Raw genomic sequence first — 17608 nt, forward strand, 5'->3', positions numbered from 1 at the left:
AGGCGGCCAGGCATGTCAATCCCCCTTTGGTGTTTCCGTGTTACATGCCAGGTGTGAGCATAGGCGAGGGGTGTGACCGGGGGGCGTGAATCGATCGCTCACACGAACAGCGGAATGGGGTTGAGCTGGTCGTACGGAGTGGCCTCGGACAGCCGCCCGAGGCGCACCGGGACGTCGAAGAGCCGGCCGGGGGCGAACCGCGCCCAGAAGTGCCGCAGTCCCGGTACGACCACTTTCGTCACGGGAATATTGAGGTCAGGTCGGCTCTGGTCGAGCACCAGCAGATCCATGCCCTTGGTCCGGACCATCTCCGTGATCATTTGGACGTCGTCCAGCAGATCCGGGGTGCGGACCGACGGCCAGTGGGCCGCCGTCCGGGACTCCGCCATGGGATCGGGCGCCAGATATGGCTGGTTGGCGACGGTGGCCCCGCGCCACCACGACAGCGGCTCCGGGTCGGTGATCCGGTAACCGGTGCCGTCGGCCCGTACGTCGCCGACGGCGGGCAGCAGCTGCCCCATCTCCGCCAGGGCCCGGCACAGCGCCACCCGGGGGTCGAAGTGCGCCCCGAAGCCGAAGACGATGTCCTCGTCGGGCTTGTCGGTGCGCCGCGACAGCGCCGCGAAGACCGGGACGCCCAGGTCGGAGCTGACGTCCAGCGCCCACACCTCGCGGTTCGCCCGGCGCAGCCCGTGCCGGAACCGCTCGATCCACTCGTCCCCGAAGGACGCCAGGTCCACCCCGGGCTGACGGGTGCGGTTGTACCACCACAGGGCCACCGCGTCCCGCTCCACCAGCTCCAGGAAGCCCTGCACCAGCGCGTCCTCGGGGCTGCTGCCCGCCGCGTTGCCGTTGGAGTCGGCCCACGGCTCGTCGGGGGAGCCGGCGCCCCGCCCGAAGTACAGCATCGAGGTCGGCAGCAGCCGCTGGACGCCCCCGGTGAGCGACCACACCGGCGTCCACTCGATGGGACGGTCCTCGTCGAACGGCGCGGACACGTGGTGGAACCGGGAGTGCCGGGCGTTCCACTGCTCCCGCTCCGCGTACTGGCGCGCGCCGTACAGCTGGCAGTCGTTGGGGTGCACGGCGTCCTTGCCCAGGCCCCGCAGGGAGTCGCGGACCACCGGCTCGTCGCCGTGCCGCGTACCGCTGTAGCGCTCGACCGCCTCGCACAGGGCGCTGGTGCGCGCCTCCTCCTCGGTGCGGCCCTTTCCGCCGCTGAGCGCCCGCAGACCGCAGCGCAGGCCCGCGAAGGACGCCGACTCCATGGCCAGGTTGTGCCCGGAGGTGAAGGCGTGGACGAAGCCGGGGGCGCCCGGGGCCCTGCGGATCTCCTTGACCACCCCGGTCACCGGGTCCACGAGGTGCCCGTGCGTCCGCAGCATCTGCGACGCCGTCAGGGCGCGGTCCCCGCCGCCGGTCGCCGCCGTCTTGGGCCGGGACACGGGGACGAACGGTGCCCGGACCCGGCGGGCCACCAGCCCGGGGTCCCCGCAGGCCGGGCACTGCGGGCGCCGGGCCACCGGGTGGCTGGCGGTGCGCAGGCGCAGGGTGTCGAAGGTGTGGACGTTCCCCTGCTCCGGATCGCGGAGCCCGGCCAGCCACTTCGCGCTCTCCAGCACGGCGAGGTTCACCGCGAGCGCCGTCCCGGCCGCCAGCCCGGCGGGCGGCCGCGGCACCGGGCCGTCCAGGCCGAGCGCGCGCCGCACCGGCACCTCGGAGTGGCGGTGGCCGCGCAGCCGCACGGCCAGGCAGTGCCAGCAGGGGCCGGTGCCGGGCCGGAAGAACGGGCCCACCCAGGGGTCCGTCCCGCACAGCTTGGCGAGGACCCACGGCCGGCCGGCGGCGCGGTGGGCGGCGTCCACGGAGGCCAGCTCGGGGGAGAGGTAGTCGTCGCACAGCACGAGCACCAGGTCGGCGGTCCGCAGGTCCCCGGAGAGCGGGATCCCGGACGCCCGGCAGGCCTCGGCCACCGGCGCCGGGTCCAGCCCGGGGAGCGCCTCGATCGCCATGCGGGCCCGGGCCAGGCCGGCGGCGGCCAGTCCGCCGTCGAGCCCGGCCAGGTCCCAGTACGCCTCCGCCTCGGTGCCGGCGCCGAGGGAGAGCGCCGCCCCGGACGCCGCGGGCGCGGGCGCCGGGGCGGCGGAGCGGATCAGCCCGGCGTCGGCCAGGGAGCGCAGGGCCGCCTCGGTGTCCTGGACGCCCAGGATCCGGGCGGCCTCCTGCCGGACCGCCCCGACGGTCCGCGTCCCGTCGAGCAGCGGTACGAGGACCTCCGCCTCGCTTCCGCTCAGCGCGGTCACCCCGCGTCGGGACACCAGGTAGGCGGCGTCGCCGGGGACGACGGTCGGCCGCAGATGGGACTTGAAACCCACCAGCGCGGCCGGCCGTTCGAGCTCGGCAGCGCTCATGCTCCCAGCCGCCCGGCGATCGGCGCCGCCGGGCCCGCGATCTGCGTCTGGCTGCAGACGGTGAACAGGGCGTACGCGGTGTCGGGCAGGGCGTCGAGGTTCTCGATCACCAGGCCCGGCTTCGAGGAGCGGGCGGGCAGCGGCGCCGGGCCGGTGCCGGGGCTGATACGGGCGTTGGCCGAAATGCTGGTCATGGCGGTGAAGTTCCCTCTGCGTCGTCGTGGCGCGGGTTCGATCCGTTCACGACGATTCTGCGAGGATCCGGTGATCGCAGGACAGTGCCCCGGTCACCACCGGAAGGTGAAGATTTCACATGGTCCGGTGCCTCCCCCACCTTGCGGGACTCACGGCAGCCACCGGACCGGCAGGCTCCGGGGGCCCCGGATGAGCAGACCCGTGCGCCAGGAGAGGTCTGCGGGGTGGCCGGCCAACCACAGGGCCGGGCACCGCTCCAGGAGCGCGGTGATCGCCGTACGGGTCTGGAGCCGGGCCAGCGGCGCACCCAGGCAGTAGTGGATGCCGTGGCCGAACGCGATGTGACCGCCCGCCGGGCGCCGGATGTCGAAGCGGTCCGGATCCGGGAAGCGCGCCGGATCCCGGTCGGCGTCGGCCAGGGCGACCAGCACCAGCTCGCCGCCCCCCGGGATCACCGCGCCGGCGATCTCGACCGGCCCGGTGGTGAAGCGGTACGTGGTGGTCTCGACCGGCCCCTCCCAACGCAGCATCTCCTCCACCGCGTTGTCGATGAGCGAGGGGTCGGCGCGCAGGGCGGCGAGCTGCCCGGGGTGCCGCAGCAGGGCCAGGACACCCGTCGCGATGAGGTGCGCGGTGGTCTCGAAACCGGTGACGAGCAGGAGCCAGGCCATACCGATGAGCTCGTCGGGGGAGAGCCGGTCCCCGTCCTCGTCGGTGGTGCGGACCAGGGCGCTCAGCAGGTCGTCGCCCGCCCGCCCGCGCACCTCGTCCACCATGCCGACGAGGTACCGGGTCATCGCCTCCGTCGCGGCCGTCCGGGTCTCCCGGTCCGCGCTGCTCAGCGCCTCTTCGGCCCAGCCGCGGAACGCGGCGCGGTCCAGGGCGGGCACCCCGAGGAGCTCACAGATGATGCCCATGGCCAGCGGGAACGCCAAGGCCTCGACGAGATCGGCCTCCCCGGCCGGCCGGGCGAGCATGGCGTCGAGGAGCTCGCCGGTCAGCGCCCGCACCCTCGGCGCGAGCGCCTCGACCCGGCGGGGCGTGAACTCCCTCGCCACGAGCCGCCGCAGCCGGGTGTGGTCCGGCGGGTTGGAGCTCAGCAGGTTCTCGCCCGCGGAGAGCCGGGCCAGCGGCAGCGCGGGCGAGGCGTCCCTCCAGGACTTCGACAGGGTGGGCTCGGTGAGCGCCGCCCGGCACGCCTCGTGGCCGACGACCAGCCAGGCCTCGGCGCCCTCGGGCACCCGGACCCGGTGCACCGGGCCCCGGGCGCGGAGCGCGGCGTACACCGGATGGGGATTCCTGGTGAATTCCACCCCGAGCGCCCCGAAGTCCACGACGACGTCCGACGCGATGTCCGTTCCCACAGTGACTGCATTCCTCTCGACGGTTGCGGACGGTCCCTCCTAGCGCGCCGACGTCCGCCGCTTCTCGAACACCTCCCGGGCCACCGCGATGGCGTTCAGGGCCCGCGGGAATCCGACGTACGGCACCACGTGGATCAGCGTCTCCACGACCTGCGCCGGACTCAGGCCGACGTTCAGGGCGGCCCCGATGTGCACGCGCAGCTGGGGGGCGGTGTCACCGAACGCCGTCAGTGCGGCGACGGTGACGAGCTGACGGCGCCTCGGCGTCAGCCACGGCCGCTGGTAGACGTCACCGAAGGTGAACTCGACGATGTACCGGCCGAGGTCCGGGGCGATGTCCCCCAGCGACTCGATCACCTCCAGGCCGTGGTGACCGTCGATCTCCACCAGCTTCTCGGTTCCCCGCTGGTAGCGGTCGCGGGAGTCGTTCGCGACCGGCGGCTCGAAGGTGACGCCCCGGTCGGCGAAGACCGTACGGGCGACGCCGACCGCGTTGAGCGCGCGGGGGAAGCCCATGAAGGGCACGAGGTGGATCAGGGCCTCGACGACCTCCTCGGGGCGCACGCCGACGTGCAGCGCCGCGTCGATGTGGAAGTTCAGCTGCGGCGCGGTGTCGCCCTGCGCGGTCAGTGCGGCGACCGTCGACAGCTCCCGCTCCCGCAGATCGAGTCCCGGCCGGGCGTAGACGTCGCCGTACGCGAACTCGACGACGTAGCGGCCGAGGTCCGGGGCGATGTCCCGCAGCGACTCGATCACGGCCGCCCCGCGGTCGCCCGAGGTCTCGTGCAGGACGGCCAGTCCCCTCTCGTAGCGGGCGTCGTCGCCGGTGACGGCCGCGGCGGCCACCGGCGACGAGGTCAGCAGGCCCTCCGCGAGGCCGATGCCGACGAGGGCGCCCCCGGTCAGCGTGGCGCGGCGGGTCATCTCGGCGGTGCTTCGTGCTTCCTTCATGGTGTCCGTCCCGGTTCCTGTCCGTTGGTGTCCGTCGATTCGAAAGGTGCGGGGCACGGGCCCGCGGGCACCGTGCCGACCGCGATGACATTGCCCTCGCTGATGTATCCGTCCGGGTCGCGCAACGGGTGGGCCGGACCCTCGGGGTCCAGGAAGGGCGCCCAGTCCCCCGCGATGCCCTCCGCCGCCGCCTGCCGGGCGAAACGCGCGCACGCGTTCCCGTAGAACCGCAGGGCGGACGGCGCCAGCGGAGCGTGGTGCTCCATGAGGATCGTGCGCTGGCGGACCGCGGTCAGCCCGGCCGCGCGCAGCCGGCGGTACAGCTCACGGCCCCTGAGCAACTGGCGGGCGTACCCGGGCGCCCCGGCGGACGCCCGGAGGAAATCGGTGATCAGGAACGGGTCCGCCGGGCACACGGTGCTCAGCGTGCCGTCCACGTCCTTGACCGCGACGAGCCCGCCCGGGCGGGTGACCCGGCGCAGCTCCGCCAGCGCCCGCGCCAGCTCCCCGTCGTCGAGGTACTGCGTCGTGTTCGCACACCAGACGGCATCGAACGTGCCGTCCGCGTACGGCAGGTCGAGGACGCTGCCGTGGCGCACCTCCACCCGTGCGGCCGCGGGATGCTCCCGCATCCGGGCGGCGGCGCGCTCCGCGCTCTCCGGGGCCAGGTCGACGGCCGAGACCCGGCCCCGGGCGCCGACGCGCTCCGCGATCAGCGGAAGGAACGCGCCGCTGCCGCAGCCCGCGTCCAGCACGTGCCAGCCGGGCCGGATCCCGACGCCGTCCAGCGCCTCCCGGTAGTGGGCGGCACACGCCTCGAAGTGCGGGTCCACGATCTCCTCGTGGGTGAAGGGCAGCCCGGTGGACGTCGTGTACCCCCACGCGGAGTGATCCGCCGTCAGCATGCCGCCACCCCCGCCCCCGTCGTGATCTCCGCCTGGGCGAGCAGGCCCGCGAGGACCTCCGCCGTCGCCCGGGGCGCCTCCAGGGGAGCGAGGTGGCCGACCCCCGGAAGGGCCACGAGCCGGCCTTCCGGCAGCTCCCCGGCCGTCGCGCAGGCCTCGTCGAGGGAGACGAGCTCGTCCTCGGCGCCGATGACGACCACGGCGGGCACCGCGGCCGCGCGCAGGACGGCGGCGGAGTCCGGACGGGCCGCGATGGCCCGCTGCGCCCAGGCGACCGCCCGCGGCGGGGCCGCCAGCGCCAGCTCGGTGAGCCGGGCCGTCAGCCCCGGCCGCCGGGCGCGGCTGGTGGCGCCCAGCAGCGAGGGCGTGGTCGCGGTGACGAGCGGGCCGCGCGCGGCGTCGTCGAGGACCGCGCCGGCGAAGCGCAGGCGCTGCGCGGCCGCCTCCGGGGTGTCGGCCGTGCTCCTGGCCGCCAGCAGGGCCAGCGCCCGGACCCGGTGGGGGTGGCGGCGCAGGAAGGCCATGGCCGCGTAGCCGCCCATCGAGCAGCCGGCGAGGGCGACGGCGCCGATGCCCTGCCGGTCGAGCTCCCGGGCCAGGTCGTCGGCCACGAGGTCGAGCGAGGGGGCGCGGTCCGGGAGCGGCGCGGCGCCGAAACCGCACTGGTCGGGGGTGAGGACCCGGTGGCCGCGGGCACGCAGCTCCCGGGCCGTCCCCTCCCACATGGACGAGTCGAGGGGCAGGGCGTGCAGCAGGACGACCGGGAGCCGGCCGTCGTCGGGGTCCGGGCCGCGGTGCGGACCGGGGCCCGAGGCGTGGTGCGCGGGGCCCGAGGCGTCGTGCGGGCGGGGGCCGGCGCCGGGGTCCGGGACCCGGGCCGGGGCCCGGTGCGCGCTCATCGTCGCGCCGCCCGTTCCGCATCGGCGACGAACCGCCGTACGTGCTCCGCCGGTTCGGCGGCGCGCAACCGGCCGAACGCCACCGGCGAGGGCGGCAGGTCGTGCACCGGGACCACCTTGATGTCCGGCGGGACGACCGCGTCCAGGGACCGGAACGACACGTGGACCGCGGAGGTGCTCCGGAGCAGGTCGGCCATCGCGGTGAGCGTCGTCATCGGGTGGACCCGGCGGATCGTCCGGCCCCCGGGGGTCCGGGGCGGCACCACCAGGTCCCAGACGTGCGGCGGGAAGTCGCCGGGGCACCCGAAGCCCTCGTACGCGGCGACCTCCTCGACCGACACCGAGGCGCGGCCGGCCAGCGGGTGGTGGTCCGCGACGAGGACGGCCCGCCCGTCGAAGCCGACGGGATCGCTCACGGCGATGTCCGGCTCCAGCGGGTCGTACTTGACGATCATGATGTCCATCTGTCCGGCGCGCAGCGGGCCGAACGGCTCGGTGACCTCGTAGGGGACGTACTCCACCGCCGTCGGCGGGTATCCGGCGGCCTCGACGAGGCGCGAGGCCAGGTGCGTGGAGCCGTGCACGCCGAGACGGACGGGGCGCAGCGCGGTGGTGGTGCGGGGGGACGGCATGTCAGACCTCCGTGGTCAGGGCGGCATAGGCCTGGAGTTCGTCCGGGCGGTGGACGTCGGTGTCGACGCGGAGCAGCGCGAGCCGGGCGCCCGGGCCGGTCAGGCGCGGCACGAACCGCAGCGTCAGCCGGTCCCCGGGACCGATCAGACCGTCCAGGACGGCCTCGGCCAGCAGGTGGTTGAGGTGCACGAGCGCGTCGGTGACCGTCACCCGGGCGGTGGCGATGAACAGCTCGCGGTGGACCGGGGTCCGCGGCCCCGGACGGCCGGGCACGGTCACCGTCGCCGGCGGCCGGCCGGCCAGCTCGTGCGGGGCCTCGAAGGACTTCAGCAGCCGGCGCAGCGTGGCCGTCGCCGCGGCGGGCGCCGGGCCCGCCCAGGCGGCCGAGCCGTCGTCGGCGACGTGGTCGAAGGCGAAGCGGTCCCGCAGGTTGGCCGGGCTGCCGGCCAGGTAGACGGTACGGGTGAACGAGCGCCGCCACGCGTCCCGCGCCCCGGGTTCCACGCCGAGGGCGAAGGCGCACGTCTCGCTGACCCACCGCGGCAGGTCGAGCCGGCCGACGACGACCACGGCCAGCAGCTCGTCGCCCTCACCGGGACGCCCGCCGTGGAACGCGGCCCGGACGGCGCGCAGCGCCTGGGCGCTGGACAGGTCGAGCCGGTCCGCGAGCTCCGGGCGAGCCGAGCGCACGCGGTCCGCGGCCGATGCGAGCAGGGCCGCGGAGGACAGCGGGAAGGAGGGCGGGTGCGGTGCGAGGGCCGCGGCCGCCACGAGGTCCGGGGAGCCGGTCACAGGAACACCGCCGAGAGCAGTCCGGGATCGGGAGCGGGCCGGCCCCTGCCCAGCAGCGAACAGGCCAGCCGGTAGGGGTCGACGTACGTGTGGTCCCGCCGGTGCCGCTCCAGCGCGGCGGCCAGCCCGCCCGCACCGGACGTGGCGGCGGCCGCCGACCGCCTGAGGAGCCGGACGGCCACCGTCAGGCAGTGCCGCAGCAGGTCGTGGCGGAAGGACTGCTGCTGTCCCGGGCCGAGCGTCGCGATGAAGTACAGGCGCATGCCGAGCCGCAGCGCACCCTCGGCGTCCTCGCCGGCGTCCCCGCAGGCCTCGGCCGAGGCCCGCAGCAGCGCGCCGGCCGTGTGGTCGTGCCAGCCGCCGTGCCGGGCCGAGGTGATCTTGCCGTCGATGGGGACCCGGCCGATCGGCACGCGGCGCACCGTCGGCCCCAGCCGGGTGAGCACCCGGTTCAGCAGCTGGTAGTCCGCGTCGAGTTCGCGGTCGTAGAGCAGGACGACCTCGTCGTACCGGGGGACCAGCGGCAGCAGTTCACGCAGGGCGCAGGCCAGGTAGTTGGGGCGGCCGTCCGCCGTGACGATCCGGCGCAGCGGCATCCCGTACCGGGTGAGGTCCAGGTAGACGGGGCCTCCGCAGTGCCGCTGGTCCAGGACCAGGCCCTCGGCGGCCAGCCGCTCCAGCATCTCCTCCAGCCCGAGGCCGGGGGGCTGGTGCTCCCGCAGGCCGGGGTCGTGCATGCCGAGGCGCTCGTAGTGCCCCGCCCACAGCCGCAGCATCCGCTCGCTCGCGGGATGGACCCAGCCGCCGTGCTCGACGGCGTCACGGTAGGGGCGCAGGACGTCGGCGCCCTGGCGCTGCCCGTCGGCGCGGTAGCGCACGTAGAGGTCCCCGATCTCCTCCTCGGAGAGCCGGGCGTAGTCGGCCGCGCCGTGGGTGCGGTCGAGGTACTCCCAGAAGCCGACCGTCTGTTCGGTGACGTGGTAGGTGGTGTGGCTGTAGCGGTAGGTCACGGCGGCGAGCGGCGCGGTGGCCCGGAACATCACGTCGGTCCACAGCAGGCCCTTGAGGTGGCTGGGGGTCAGCGGCTTGGTGGGGGTGACCGTGACCGGTGCCAGCAGGACGTTCTTGCGGGGGAGCACCGTCATCCTTTCTCCAGGGCGGCGAGGGCGTGCCGGAGTGCGGCGGGTGCGGGCGGGCGGGGGCCGGGCGGCCCGGCCGCCCCGGCGGGCCCGGGGGCGCCGGCGGCCGACGCCCGTACGCGGGCCAGGAAGTCCTCGTCGGCGAAGACCTCCGCGGGCGTGCTCAGGCTCGTCCCCATCCGGGTGAGGCCCCGCCACACGGTGCGGTCGCCGGCCGCCGCCGCGAGTGCGGCCGCCCGCAGCGGCCCGGGAACGGGCGGCGCCGGCAGGGCCGGCTCGGGCGCCCCCGGGCCGGCCGGCGGCGCTCCGGCCGCGGCCCGCCACCGTTCGGCGCGGGACCGGGAATCGTGCACGCCCAGCTCGAACCAGGGGCGCAGCAGGCGGTCGGCGAGATCCGCCGCGGCCAGGGCCAGCCGGTCGTCCGCGGCCGGGTGTTCCCCGATCAGGTCCGCGAGCAGGAAGGCGTGCGCGAGCGCGAGGGACATGCCGCGGCCGAACATCGGATCGGTGACGCAGGCGGCGTCCCCGGCCCGCAGGAGTCCGGCCACCGGGCGCTGCCCGCCGCCGGCGGCGCCGCGCAGGACGTTCGGCGGCATGGCGATCGCCCGTACCGGGCCGAGCGGTTCCGCCGCGTCCTCCTCGACCCAGGGGGACAGGAACGGCGAGAGGCGGCAGGCCGCGGTGAAGGCGGCGGGTGCCCGCAGCGCCGCCATCGCGCGGTCCCCGGGCAGCGCGCCGAACGTGATGGCGAAGACGTCGTTGTCCGCCGGGTGCAGCACCGCCGAGTAGTGGTCCCAGATGCCGCCGGCCGCGTTGCCCCGGTTGAGCGGGCCCGGCGGCGGGCCCCAGGGGCTGCGCAGCCGGTAGAAGCGGCCGAAGGCGTGCAGCCGGCTGGGGCCCGTCAGGTCGGCCGGCACCGGAATGCCCGCCGCGGCGAGCCAGGACCGGGACGCGGACCTGCGGCCGGACGCGTCCACCACGAGGCGCGCGGGGATCCGCTCGCCGTCCGCCGTCACGACTCCGGTCACCCGGTGCCCGGCCCGCCCGGCCGGGGCGGTCAGCAGGCCGGCGACGGTGGTGCGGTGGCGGATGCTCACCCCGGGCAGGGCCGCGACGGCCCGGTGCAGTACGAGGTCCAGCACGGGCCGGCGGACGAGCAGCGTGACGAGCTCCTCGTCGCCCGGCTCCCGGCCGGAGCCGGCGGGACCCGGGCCGGCGGACCCCGGGCCGGGGGGCGCCGCGGCGGTGAGGTCGGCGAGCCGCGCCCCCTCGGCCAGTGCGGCGTCGAGGACGGCCGGCGCGTGGGAGCGGAGCATGCGCACGCCCAGCGCGTTCAGGATGTGGTCGTGGGCGGCCTGGGGCACCGTCGGCCGCTCCCACAGCTCGGCGCTCTTGACGACCGGCCCCTGCGGTGGCGGGCCGCTGCTCTCCAGGACCCGCACCCGGTGGCCGCGCGCGCCGAGCGCCAGGGCCAGGGCGAGACCGGCGGTGCCGCCCCCCGCGATCACGGTGCTCGTCATGGTCAGCGACGCCTGCCGTGCACGAAGAACACCCGCCGTACGTCCTTCACCTCGCGCGGCGGCACCGGGTCGGGCCACCGCCCGTAGTCGGCGTCGGGCTCGCCCGGCTGGACGGCGCGCACGTCGAACCCGTACCCGTCGAACAGGGCCTCCGGCTCGTCCGTGCCGAACACCCAGGGGCACCCCCAGCCCGCGAAGACGTCCAGCAGACCGCGCATGTGCGGAAGGGTCAGGGCGGCCCGGTTGACGATGTCGGCGGCGATCCTGCTGCCCGGCGCGCAGATCGCGGCGACCCGTTCCAGCATCCGGTGCGCGTCGGCCTCGGGGATGTAGTAGAGGAGCCCTTCCAGCAGCCAGGCCGAGGGCACGGCGGGGTCGTAGCCGGACGCGACGAGGCGCTCCTCCCAGTCGTCGGCGGTCAGGTCGACGGCGACCGTGCGGTGGTCGACGCGGGGCCGGACGCCCTGCAGCCGCCCGGCCTTGAAGTCGAGCACGGCCGGCCGGTCGACCTCGAAGTAGCGGACGTGCCCGGGCCACGTCAGCCGGTAGGCCCGTGAGTCCATGCCCGCCGGGGCCAGCACGATCTGCGGGGTCGCCGGGTCCTGGGCCGCCCCCTGGAGCAGGTCGTCGAAGAACCGGGTGCGGATGGCGTTGTAGTCGGGGGTGCTGGGCAGGGTCCGCGGCCGGTCGGGCGGGAACGTCGCCGCCCGGATCTCGGCCAGCAGCTCCGGCCCGGCCTCACCGACCAGTCCGGCGGCGTACGGGTCCTCGTAGAGCCGGTCCTCGCGGCGGGTCTCGGCGGCCCGCAGCGCCGCGGTGAGCAGGGCGGTCCGTTCGACGGGGTTGAGCACGGGCATGGAAGGCTGCTCCTTGGGGTGGGGGGAGGGTGCGGGTGCCGGGCGGTCGACGGGGGGTGCGGGCGGGAGAGTCGCGGGTGGGGGAGTTCAGCCGCGCGGCGCCGTGGTCAGGCGGTCCCAGAGGGCGTCGTCCTGCCGGAAGAGGCGGTCCTTGACCTGGGTCGGGCGGATGCCCGTGGCGACCGCCTCGTGCCAGTCGCGGTCGAACGCCTCGGCGTCGAGCAGGCGCACGGCGGGGGCGCCCAGCCGGCCGGCCGACCGGGCCCGTGCGTAGCCGGGGGACTGCGCCGCGAGGGAGCCGTCCAGGGCGGCCGTGAAACGGGCGCTCTCGCGCTCGTGCCAGGGGGTGCGGGGGGCGATCGCGAAGACGTAGCGCGGCGCGGCGGGCGCCGCCGCGGGGCGCCCGGCGGCGGAAGCGGCGGCGGAGGCGGGTGCACCGGCAGGAGCCGCGGCCGGCTCGACCCGGCACGCGACGTTGCGCAGCGCGAGGCCGCCGGAGTCCAGCGCCATGTGCAGGGCCCTGACCACCTCCGCGTCGCGCAGCCGCTCGCCCGCCGCGTCGGAGCGGCCGCCCCGGCCCGCGTACTCCATCCGCGGGACTCCGCCGACGGTGTCCACGACCCGGACCACGTCGCCGACGGCGTACCGGTACAGCCCGCCAACGTGGCTGAAGATCACGTGGTAGTCATGGCCCGCTTCGAGCTCGTGCGGCAGCAGGGTGGCGCTGTCGGGGGCGAGGTCCTGATCGGCGGGCACGAACTCGTACACCGACGCCGACGCGACGAGGCTGCCGGCCGACGCGTGCCGGTCCAGCGCCACCCCCACCGGACCCTCCGAGGCGGCCACCGGCGCCGGCAGCACGGCGACCCCCGGGCCGAACTCCTCCCGCAGGGCGGGCAGGTACAGCGAGGCCACGCCGGTCGTCCAGCAGAACAGCGCGCGCAGCCGGGGCCACACGTGCGCTGGCCGTACGGTGCCGAAGTACTCCGCGAGCCGTTCGAGTTCGGCGGCCCGCTCGGGGTCCGGCGCCCGGTACGGCAGACCGCCGAGGGTGCCGTCCCGCACCTCCTTCACGATCCGCGACCACCAGAGGTTCAGCTGGTACGGGACGGCGGCGACCATCGCCGGGTTGATGCCGATCAGCGCCCGCAGATCGCTCTGCACCGCCAGCCTCAGCCGCAGGTACGCCCGCTCCAGGTGGTCTCCGGGCTCGGTGGGCACCGCGAGCGTCGCCCACGGTGCGCCCGTGCCGGGCTCGGCGGAGAGGGGTTCGCCGAACCGGGCGCCGAAGTCCACCTGGCTGGCGCCCACATGGGGCCGGCCGTCGCCCGTGACGGGCGGGGCGGCGAGCGGATCGTGCTTCAGGTTGAGGACGGCGTCGGGCCGCTGCAGCACCTCCGGGAAGTGCTCGATCAGGGGCGCCCACGCCGCGAAGTAGAACGGCATGAAGGTCGTGCTCATGAAGCGCGGGGTGACGGGCACCTTCTTGTGCGCCCCGGTGCTGCCGCTGCTGGTGAAGTAGACCGCGGGCGCGTCGGCCGACAGCAGGTTCCGCTCGCCGGCGGCGGTCCGCTCGATCAGCGGGGCGTGGTCGGCGTACGTCCGCACCGGCACGGACTCGCGGAAGTCGTCCACCGTGAGGACGCGGCCGAGGCCGTGGCGCCTGCCGAAGCCGGTGGAGGCGTTGAAGCCCACCAGGTCGGTCAGGACGCGCTGCTGCACGCCCCGCAGATCGGTGTGCTCGGCGGCCAGCCGGTCGCGGGCGGCGAACACGCGCTCGCGGTAGCGGCCGGTGTGGCCGGGCGTGTGCCAGACGGAGGAAACGTTCATGCGGTGAGCACCTCCCGTACGGCCTCGGCCGCGCGGGCGGCGTCGGGCTGCTCGTCCAGCATCGTCACCGGCACCTCCCGCACCTCCTCCAGCAGCATCTTCCGCAGGTTCCTCTGATAGCTCTCGAACTCGGGCCAGGTGCCGTCCTCCCCGTCGTACTCCAGGGCGTTGAGCCGTGCGCCGTCTCCCCTGCGGCGCCAGGCGGACCCGGCCGAGACGTCGAGGAAGACCACCCCGGCCGGCTGCGGGAACGAACGCCACCAGGAGTACATCCGGCTGTCCTCGACCCCGGCCATCCGGCATTTCGCCAGGATCTTGTAGTAGTACGAGTCCACGAGCACCGGCACCCGGGGGTCCGTCTCCCGCACCTGGTCCCGGAGGTGGACCACCGCCGTCTGCAGCACGCTGGCCATGAAGTCCACCGAGTACGCGGTGCCCAGTCCCGGCAGCAGGTGGTCGTGCACGTCCTGCCGCAGCCGCGGGATCAGGGCGTGCTCGGGTGCGACGAACGCGCTGTCCGTCGACACCATCCGCCACTCGGGCAGCATCGTCACCAGACGTCGCATGACCGAGGACTTGCCGGCCCCGTCGGGGCCCAGCAGGACGTGGAACCGACGCCCGCTCATCGGACGGCGACCGTGACGGAGCCCCGCGTCAGGCGCTCGCGCAGCTCGGCGTCGTCGCCCACGACCACCGGGTGCCCCACGAGCTCCAGCATCGGCAGGTCGGAGACGTGGTCCCCGTAGGCGTGGCAGTCCCGCGGGTCCACATCGGGCCGCGAGGCCAGATGGGCGAGCACCGCGGCACGCTTGCCCTCGCCGATGACCGGGGTGGCGACCTCGCCGGTGTAGACGCCGTCCGCGGACAGCGGGCGCGTGCACAGGACCGCGTCGGCCCCCAGCTCGCGCGCCAGCGGCTCCAGCAGGGGCGGGAACGATCCGGAGACCAGGACCACGCTCGCGCCGGCCGCCCGGTGCTCCCGCAGGGCCTCACGCGTGGAGTCGATGTAGAAACCCCGGGTGGAGGCGGTCCGCTCGGTGAACCAGTCGTCCGCCAGCCGCCGGACCGTGTCCACGGACTCGCCCGCGTACTGGCTGTAGTAGAAGCGGTTGATGTCCTCGCGGGGCGTTCCGTCACCGGCGCGCCGGCGGATCACCGCCATGATCCGCTCGTACTCCTCCTCGCCGGCCGCGCCGTGCCGGCGCACCAGCTGGTAGTGGAGGAAGTCGAACATGCTCTTGACCGTGATCAGCGTCTCGTCGACGTCGCTGAAGACGATGCGGGGCCGGCCCGGCTCCGGCAGGCGGACGGTCATGACGTACGGACCTCCGTCCGCACCGGGGCCGCCGCCTCCGCGGCGGCGGCCGCGGCGGCCAGCGCCACACCGTCCTGGAGCGAACGCTGCGCGGCCTTCGTCTCCTTGGCGTGGGAGACCTGGGTGTCGAAGGCGGTGAACCGGACCTCCATGCCCGCCGTCTCCGACCCGCCCTGGCTCACGGACAGTTCGCAGTGGAACGTCATGCGGGTGCGGTGCGGGGTGCGGTGGGCCAGCACGTGGCAGCGCACCACCGCCGGCAGCGGGAAGAGGAAGTTGCGGTACCGGGTCGCGAAGGAGTCGATGACGAAGTAGCTGCTGCCGACCGCCTCGGGCGGCAGGTAGTACTGCTCGGCCACCGCGATGAACATCTGCCGGCCCGCCTCCGTGGCCAGCATGCCCTGCATGTGCTGGCCGGTGACGTGGTCGGTCATCACCTCGTTGTCGCCGTCCACCAGCAGGTCCGCCTCGTACCAGTCGCCGCCGACCGGCCGCGGCTGGGAGATCAGCACGTTCTCCGGGCGGTGCTTGTGCGCGATCTCCCGTCCGGCGCGGGTGTGCAGCGCCTGGTCGTCGATGACGACCAGGTCCGAGAGCCCGCGCCGGGCCAGGGTGTCCCGTACGAACTGGACGTCGAACAGGGAGACGCCCTGCCCCACGCTCACGCGGACCTCGCCGGCGCCGTCCGGGAACCCTCCGTTCCTGATCTGGCGGGCCAGCTGGGAGACGGTGAACACGCCCTCGTGGTGGGCGAACTCGGCGAACACATCGCCCACGAGGAACAGCGTGCCGGGCCTGGCATCGTCGACCTGGGGTGATTCATGGGACATGGCTGTCGGCCTTTCCTGTTCGGAGGGGGGTGGGGGGCGGGTCATTCGGTCAGGCGGCGGCTCAGCTCCGGGAACATCGGGTCACTGCCCAGGGAGCCGCCCTCCGCCCAGCGGTTGCGCGGCACCTCCTGGATGTAGACCGTGATCTTGTCCAGGGGCGCTCCCGTGACCTTCCTGACGGTCCGGGTCAGCTCCTCCATGAGTTCCTGGCACTGGGTGTCGTCCTGGCCGTCCCAGGTGGTGACGGAGATGATGGGCATGGGACCTCTCCGGGTCTGTCTGGATCCTCCGCGGCGGCCGGCCGGCGCGCCGCGTGAACTGCCGGGTGCGGGCGCACGCGCTGCGTGAACTGCCCGGGTGCGCGGGCGCGGTCAGGGCTGCGCGGGGCGGGCCCCGGTGGTCCGCAGCTCCTGGAACGAGGGGCCGCGCAGCTTGAGATGGGCGTGGATGTCGCCGCCGAGCCCGAACTCGCCGATGGCGCCGCCGTAACTGCGCTGGTAGCTCATCCACAGCACGACCACGTTGATGATCCGGTTGGCCCCGGGAAGCTCCGGGTCCGGGAACGGGTCGGGCATCGTGGCGTGGTAGCGGCCGGAGCCGTCCGCGTCCGTGACGAAGACGTTCGGCACCCCGAGCGGGCCCGGCCGGGTGGGCCCCGCCGGATCCAGGTCCCGGGCACGCAGCGACATCACCGTGTAGACGCTGTGCGGTACGAGCCGGGAGAACTCGAAGTCGAACGTCCCGGAGCCGCCGTCCTCGGTGACGGCGACCTCCAGGGTGCCGCTCGCCCGCATCCACTGGCCGAACGTCACCGGCGTGACGACCTTGGGACCGTCCTGCGCCCGCAGGTCCGGGATGGGGACCTCGTGGAAGGCGTGGCTCGGCCGCTCGACCAGGGCGGCGTCGGGCAGCTGCTCCGGCGCGAACAGCATGGGGTAGTTGTTGCACGGCAGGGGCAGCGGCAGCGTGTGGAGGACCACGTCCCGGTCCGCCCCGTCCGGGTCCGCGTCCAGCTCGCGCACCACCGAGTACGGGGCGAGCCGCCCGAACTCGGGGACCTCGGAGTCGGGCGAGACCACGGCCGCGCCCCACTCGGGCACGGCCCCGCCCGCGGCGGTGGGCCGGTTGATCAGGCCCACCACCACGAAGTTGCCGTCCGCGTCCATGACCTCGCTCGGCGGGTACAGAGGACCCTGGGTCGTGAGCGCGAGCTCGTACGTCTGCCTGCGCCCCGGGGTCGGGAGCGCCGCCGGGCGGGTCGCCGTACCGGTCTCAGACATCGGCGCGCTTGTAGACGCGGGTGTACAGGCCGCTCTCGCCGCCCACGATGTAGCGGTCGCCGGCCTGCCGGACGATCTCCTGGTACTCGGGGGAGGTGAAGACCGCCTGGTAGTCCGCCGGCTCGCAGTCGAAACCGGACACGAACATCACGCCCGGCTGGGAGCTGATCAGCGAGTGGTACGCCAGGAACGTCTTCACCTCGTCCGCGCGGCGGACGACGTCGAAGATGGTGTTCTCGCGCCACTCGCGGTACGCGGCGTACTCGCGGGGCTTCACCTCGATGTACCGCAGCTGCACGTACGGCGTCTGCGGCACCGGGTCGGCGGTGTCCTTCGGCGCCTCGACGAACTCCAGGAGGTGGCGGCGGAAGTCGGTGACGAGGTCGTCGGAAACGCTCTCCCAGAGCCGGTGCCAGCCCGCGTTCAGGCCGTTCAGCTCCGCGACGTCCTCAACCGGCGTGATCTCCAGGACGTTGCCGTCGTCCACGCTGACGTACAGGGCGCGGCCGGCCACCGGCTCCTTCTGGTTCAGCCGGCTCCACTCGGCCAGGACCTGGTCCACCCGGCCGGGGGCCACGGTGACTTCGTTGAGGACGAGCAGGGTGGAAGACATGGGTATTTCCTCTCGGACAAAGCGTGACGGACCGCGCGAGCGGCGGAATGCCGGTCGCGGAAAAGAAGTGGGGG

Annotated in this window: 18 protein-coding genes; all 18 read right to left on the reverse strand. The window is 74.8% G+C overall.

The features are described 5' to 3' along the window. Positions 1-98 precede the first annotated feature (98 nt). A complete protein-coding gene (locus tag ACIPK4_RS04845) occupies positions 99-2411 on the reverse strand; it encodes a TOMM precursor leader peptide-binding protein (protein WP_402309316.1) in 2313 nt (770 codons plus the stop codon). Beyond that, positions 2408-2605 carry a hypothetical protein gene (locus tag ACIPK4_RS04850; protein ID WP_402309318.1) on the reverse strand — a complete coding sequence of 66 codons (198 nt, stop codon included), beginning with the start codon at positions 2603-2605 and terminating at the stop codon, positions 2408-2410. The genes ACIPK4_RS04845 and ACIPK4_RS04850 overlap by 4 nt, the downstream gene beginning before the upstream one ends. A 150-nt stretch (positions 2606-2755) precedes the next feature. Then, entirely contained in the window at positions 2756-3970 is a 1215-nt protein-coding gene (locus ACIPK4_RS04855) for a cytochrome P450 (RefSeq protein ID WP_402309319.1), read from the reverse strand. Positions 3971-4009: 39 nt separating this feature from the next. After that, positions 4010-4921, reverse strand: a complete 912-nt coding sequence (locus ACIPK4_RS04860) for a carboxymuconolactone decarboxylase family protein (RefSeq protein ID WP_402309320.1) — start codon at positions 4919-4921, stop codon at positions 4010-4012. Next, the gene (locus tag ACIPK4_RS04865) at positions 4918-5826 is read right to left on the reverse strand and encodes a class I SAM-dependent methyltransferase (protein WP_402309322.1); all 909 of its coding nucleotides are present in this window, start codon (positions 5824-5826) and stop codon (positions 4918-4920) included. Before ACIPK4_RS04865 ends, ACIPK4_RS04860 begins: the two co-directional genes overlap by 4 nt. Next, the gene (locus ACIPK4_RS04870) at positions 5820-6725 is read right to left on the reverse strand and encodes an alpha/beta fold hydrolase (RefSeq protein ID WP_402309323.1); all 906 of its coding nucleotides are present in this window, start codon (positions 6723-6725) and stop codon (positions 5820-5822) included. The genes ACIPK4_RS04865 and ACIPK4_RS04870 overlap by 7 nt, the downstream gene beginning before the upstream one ends. Continuing rightward, a complete protein-coding gene (locus tag ACIPK4_RS04875; protein ID WP_402309325.1) occupies positions 6722-7357 on the reverse strand; it encodes a LysR substrate-binding domain-containing protein in 636 nt (211 codons plus the stop codon). Before ACIPK4_RS04875 ends, ACIPK4_RS04870 begins: the two co-directional genes overlap by 4 nt. A 1-nt stretch (position 7358) precedes the next feature. Then, positions 7359-8150 carry a DUF6182 family protein gene (locus ACIPK4_RS04880; protein ID WP_402309327.1) on the reverse strand — a complete coding sequence of 264 codons (792 nt, stop codon included), beginning with the start codon at positions 8148-8150 and terminating at the stop codon, positions 7359-7361. Beyond that, positions 8147-9295: a hypothetical protein gene (locus ACIPK4_RS04885; RefSeq protein WP_402309328.1), complete on the reverse strand. Its 1149-nt coding sequence runs from the start codon at positions 9293-9295 to the stop codon at positions 8147-8149. Before ACIPK4_RS04885 ends, ACIPK4_RS04880 begins: the two co-directional genes overlap by 4 nt. Further along, positions 9292-10809, reverse strand: coding sequence for a hypothetical protein (locus ACIPK4_RS04890; RefSeq protein ID WP_402309329.1), 1518 nt, complete (start codon positions 10807-10809; stop codon positions 9292-9294). Before ACIPK4_RS04890 ends, ACIPK4_RS04885 begins: the two co-directional genes overlap by 4 nt. 2 nt (positions 10810-10811) lie before the next feature. Next, complete coding sequence (locus ACIPK4_RS04895) at positions 10812-11666, reverse strand: class I SAM-dependent methyltransferase (protein WP_376194219.1); 855 nt, start codon at positions 11664-11666, stop codon at positions 10812-10814. 87 nt (positions 11667-11753) lie between these two features. Continuing rightward, entirely contained in the window at positions 11754-13496 is a 1743-nt protein-coding gene (locus tag ACIPK4_RS04900) for a GH3 auxin-responsive promoter family protein (RefSeq protein WP_402309330.1), read from the reverse strand. Further along, positions 13493-14122 carry a hypothetical protein gene (locus tag ACIPK4_RS04905; RefSeq protein WP_402309331.1) on the reverse strand — a complete coding sequence of 210 codons (630 nt, stop codon included), beginning with the start codon at positions 14120-14122 and terminating at the stop codon, positions 13493-13495. Before ACIPK4_RS04905 ends, ACIPK4_RS04900 begins: the two co-directional genes overlap by 4 nt. After that, positions 14119-14811, reverse strand: a complete 693-nt coding sequence (locus ACIPK4_RS04910; protein ID WP_402309332.1) for an HAD family hydrolase — start codon at positions 14809-14811, stop codon at positions 14119-14121. The genes ACIPK4_RS04905 and ACIPK4_RS04910 overlap by 4 nt, the downstream gene beginning before the upstream one ends. Beyond that, positions 14808-15641 carry an AfsA-related hotdog domain-containing protein gene (locus ACIPK4_RS04915; protein ID WP_054222249.1) on the reverse strand — a complete coding sequence of 278 codons (834 nt, stop codon included), beginning with the start codon at positions 15639-15641 and terminating at the stop codon, positions 14808-14810. The genes ACIPK4_RS04910 and ACIPK4_RS04915 overlap by 4 nt, the downstream gene beginning before the upstream one ends. 41 nt (positions 15642-15682) lie before the next feature. After that, on the reverse strand, positions 15683-15901 hold the full coding sequence (locus ACIPK4_RS04920) for a 4-oxalocrotonate tautomerase family protein (protein ID WP_376194227.1): 219 nt from the start codon (positions 15899-15901) through the stop codon (positions 15683-15685). 111 nt (positions 15902-16012) lie between these two features. Then, on the reverse strand, positions 16013-16921 hold the full coding sequence (locus ACIPK4_RS04925) for a hypothetical protein (RefSeq protein ID WP_402309334.1): 909 nt from the start codon (positions 16919-16921) through the stop codon (positions 16013-16015). Continuing rightward, on the reverse strand, positions 16914-17534 hold the full coding sequence (locus ACIPK4_RS04930) for a hypothetical protein (RefSeq protein ID WP_054222252.1): 621 nt from the start codon (positions 17532-17534) through the stop codon (positions 16914-16916). The genes ACIPK4_RS04925 and ACIPK4_RS04930 overlap by 8 nt, the downstream gene beginning before the upstream one ends. Positions 17535-17608: the final 74 nt, after the last annotated feature.

Origin of the sequence: Streptomyces sp. NPDC086989 (assembly GCF_044745505.1) — a bacterium.
Taxonomy (GTDB): Bacteria; Actinomycetota; Actinomycetes; order Streptomycetales; family Streptomycetaceae; genus Streptomyces.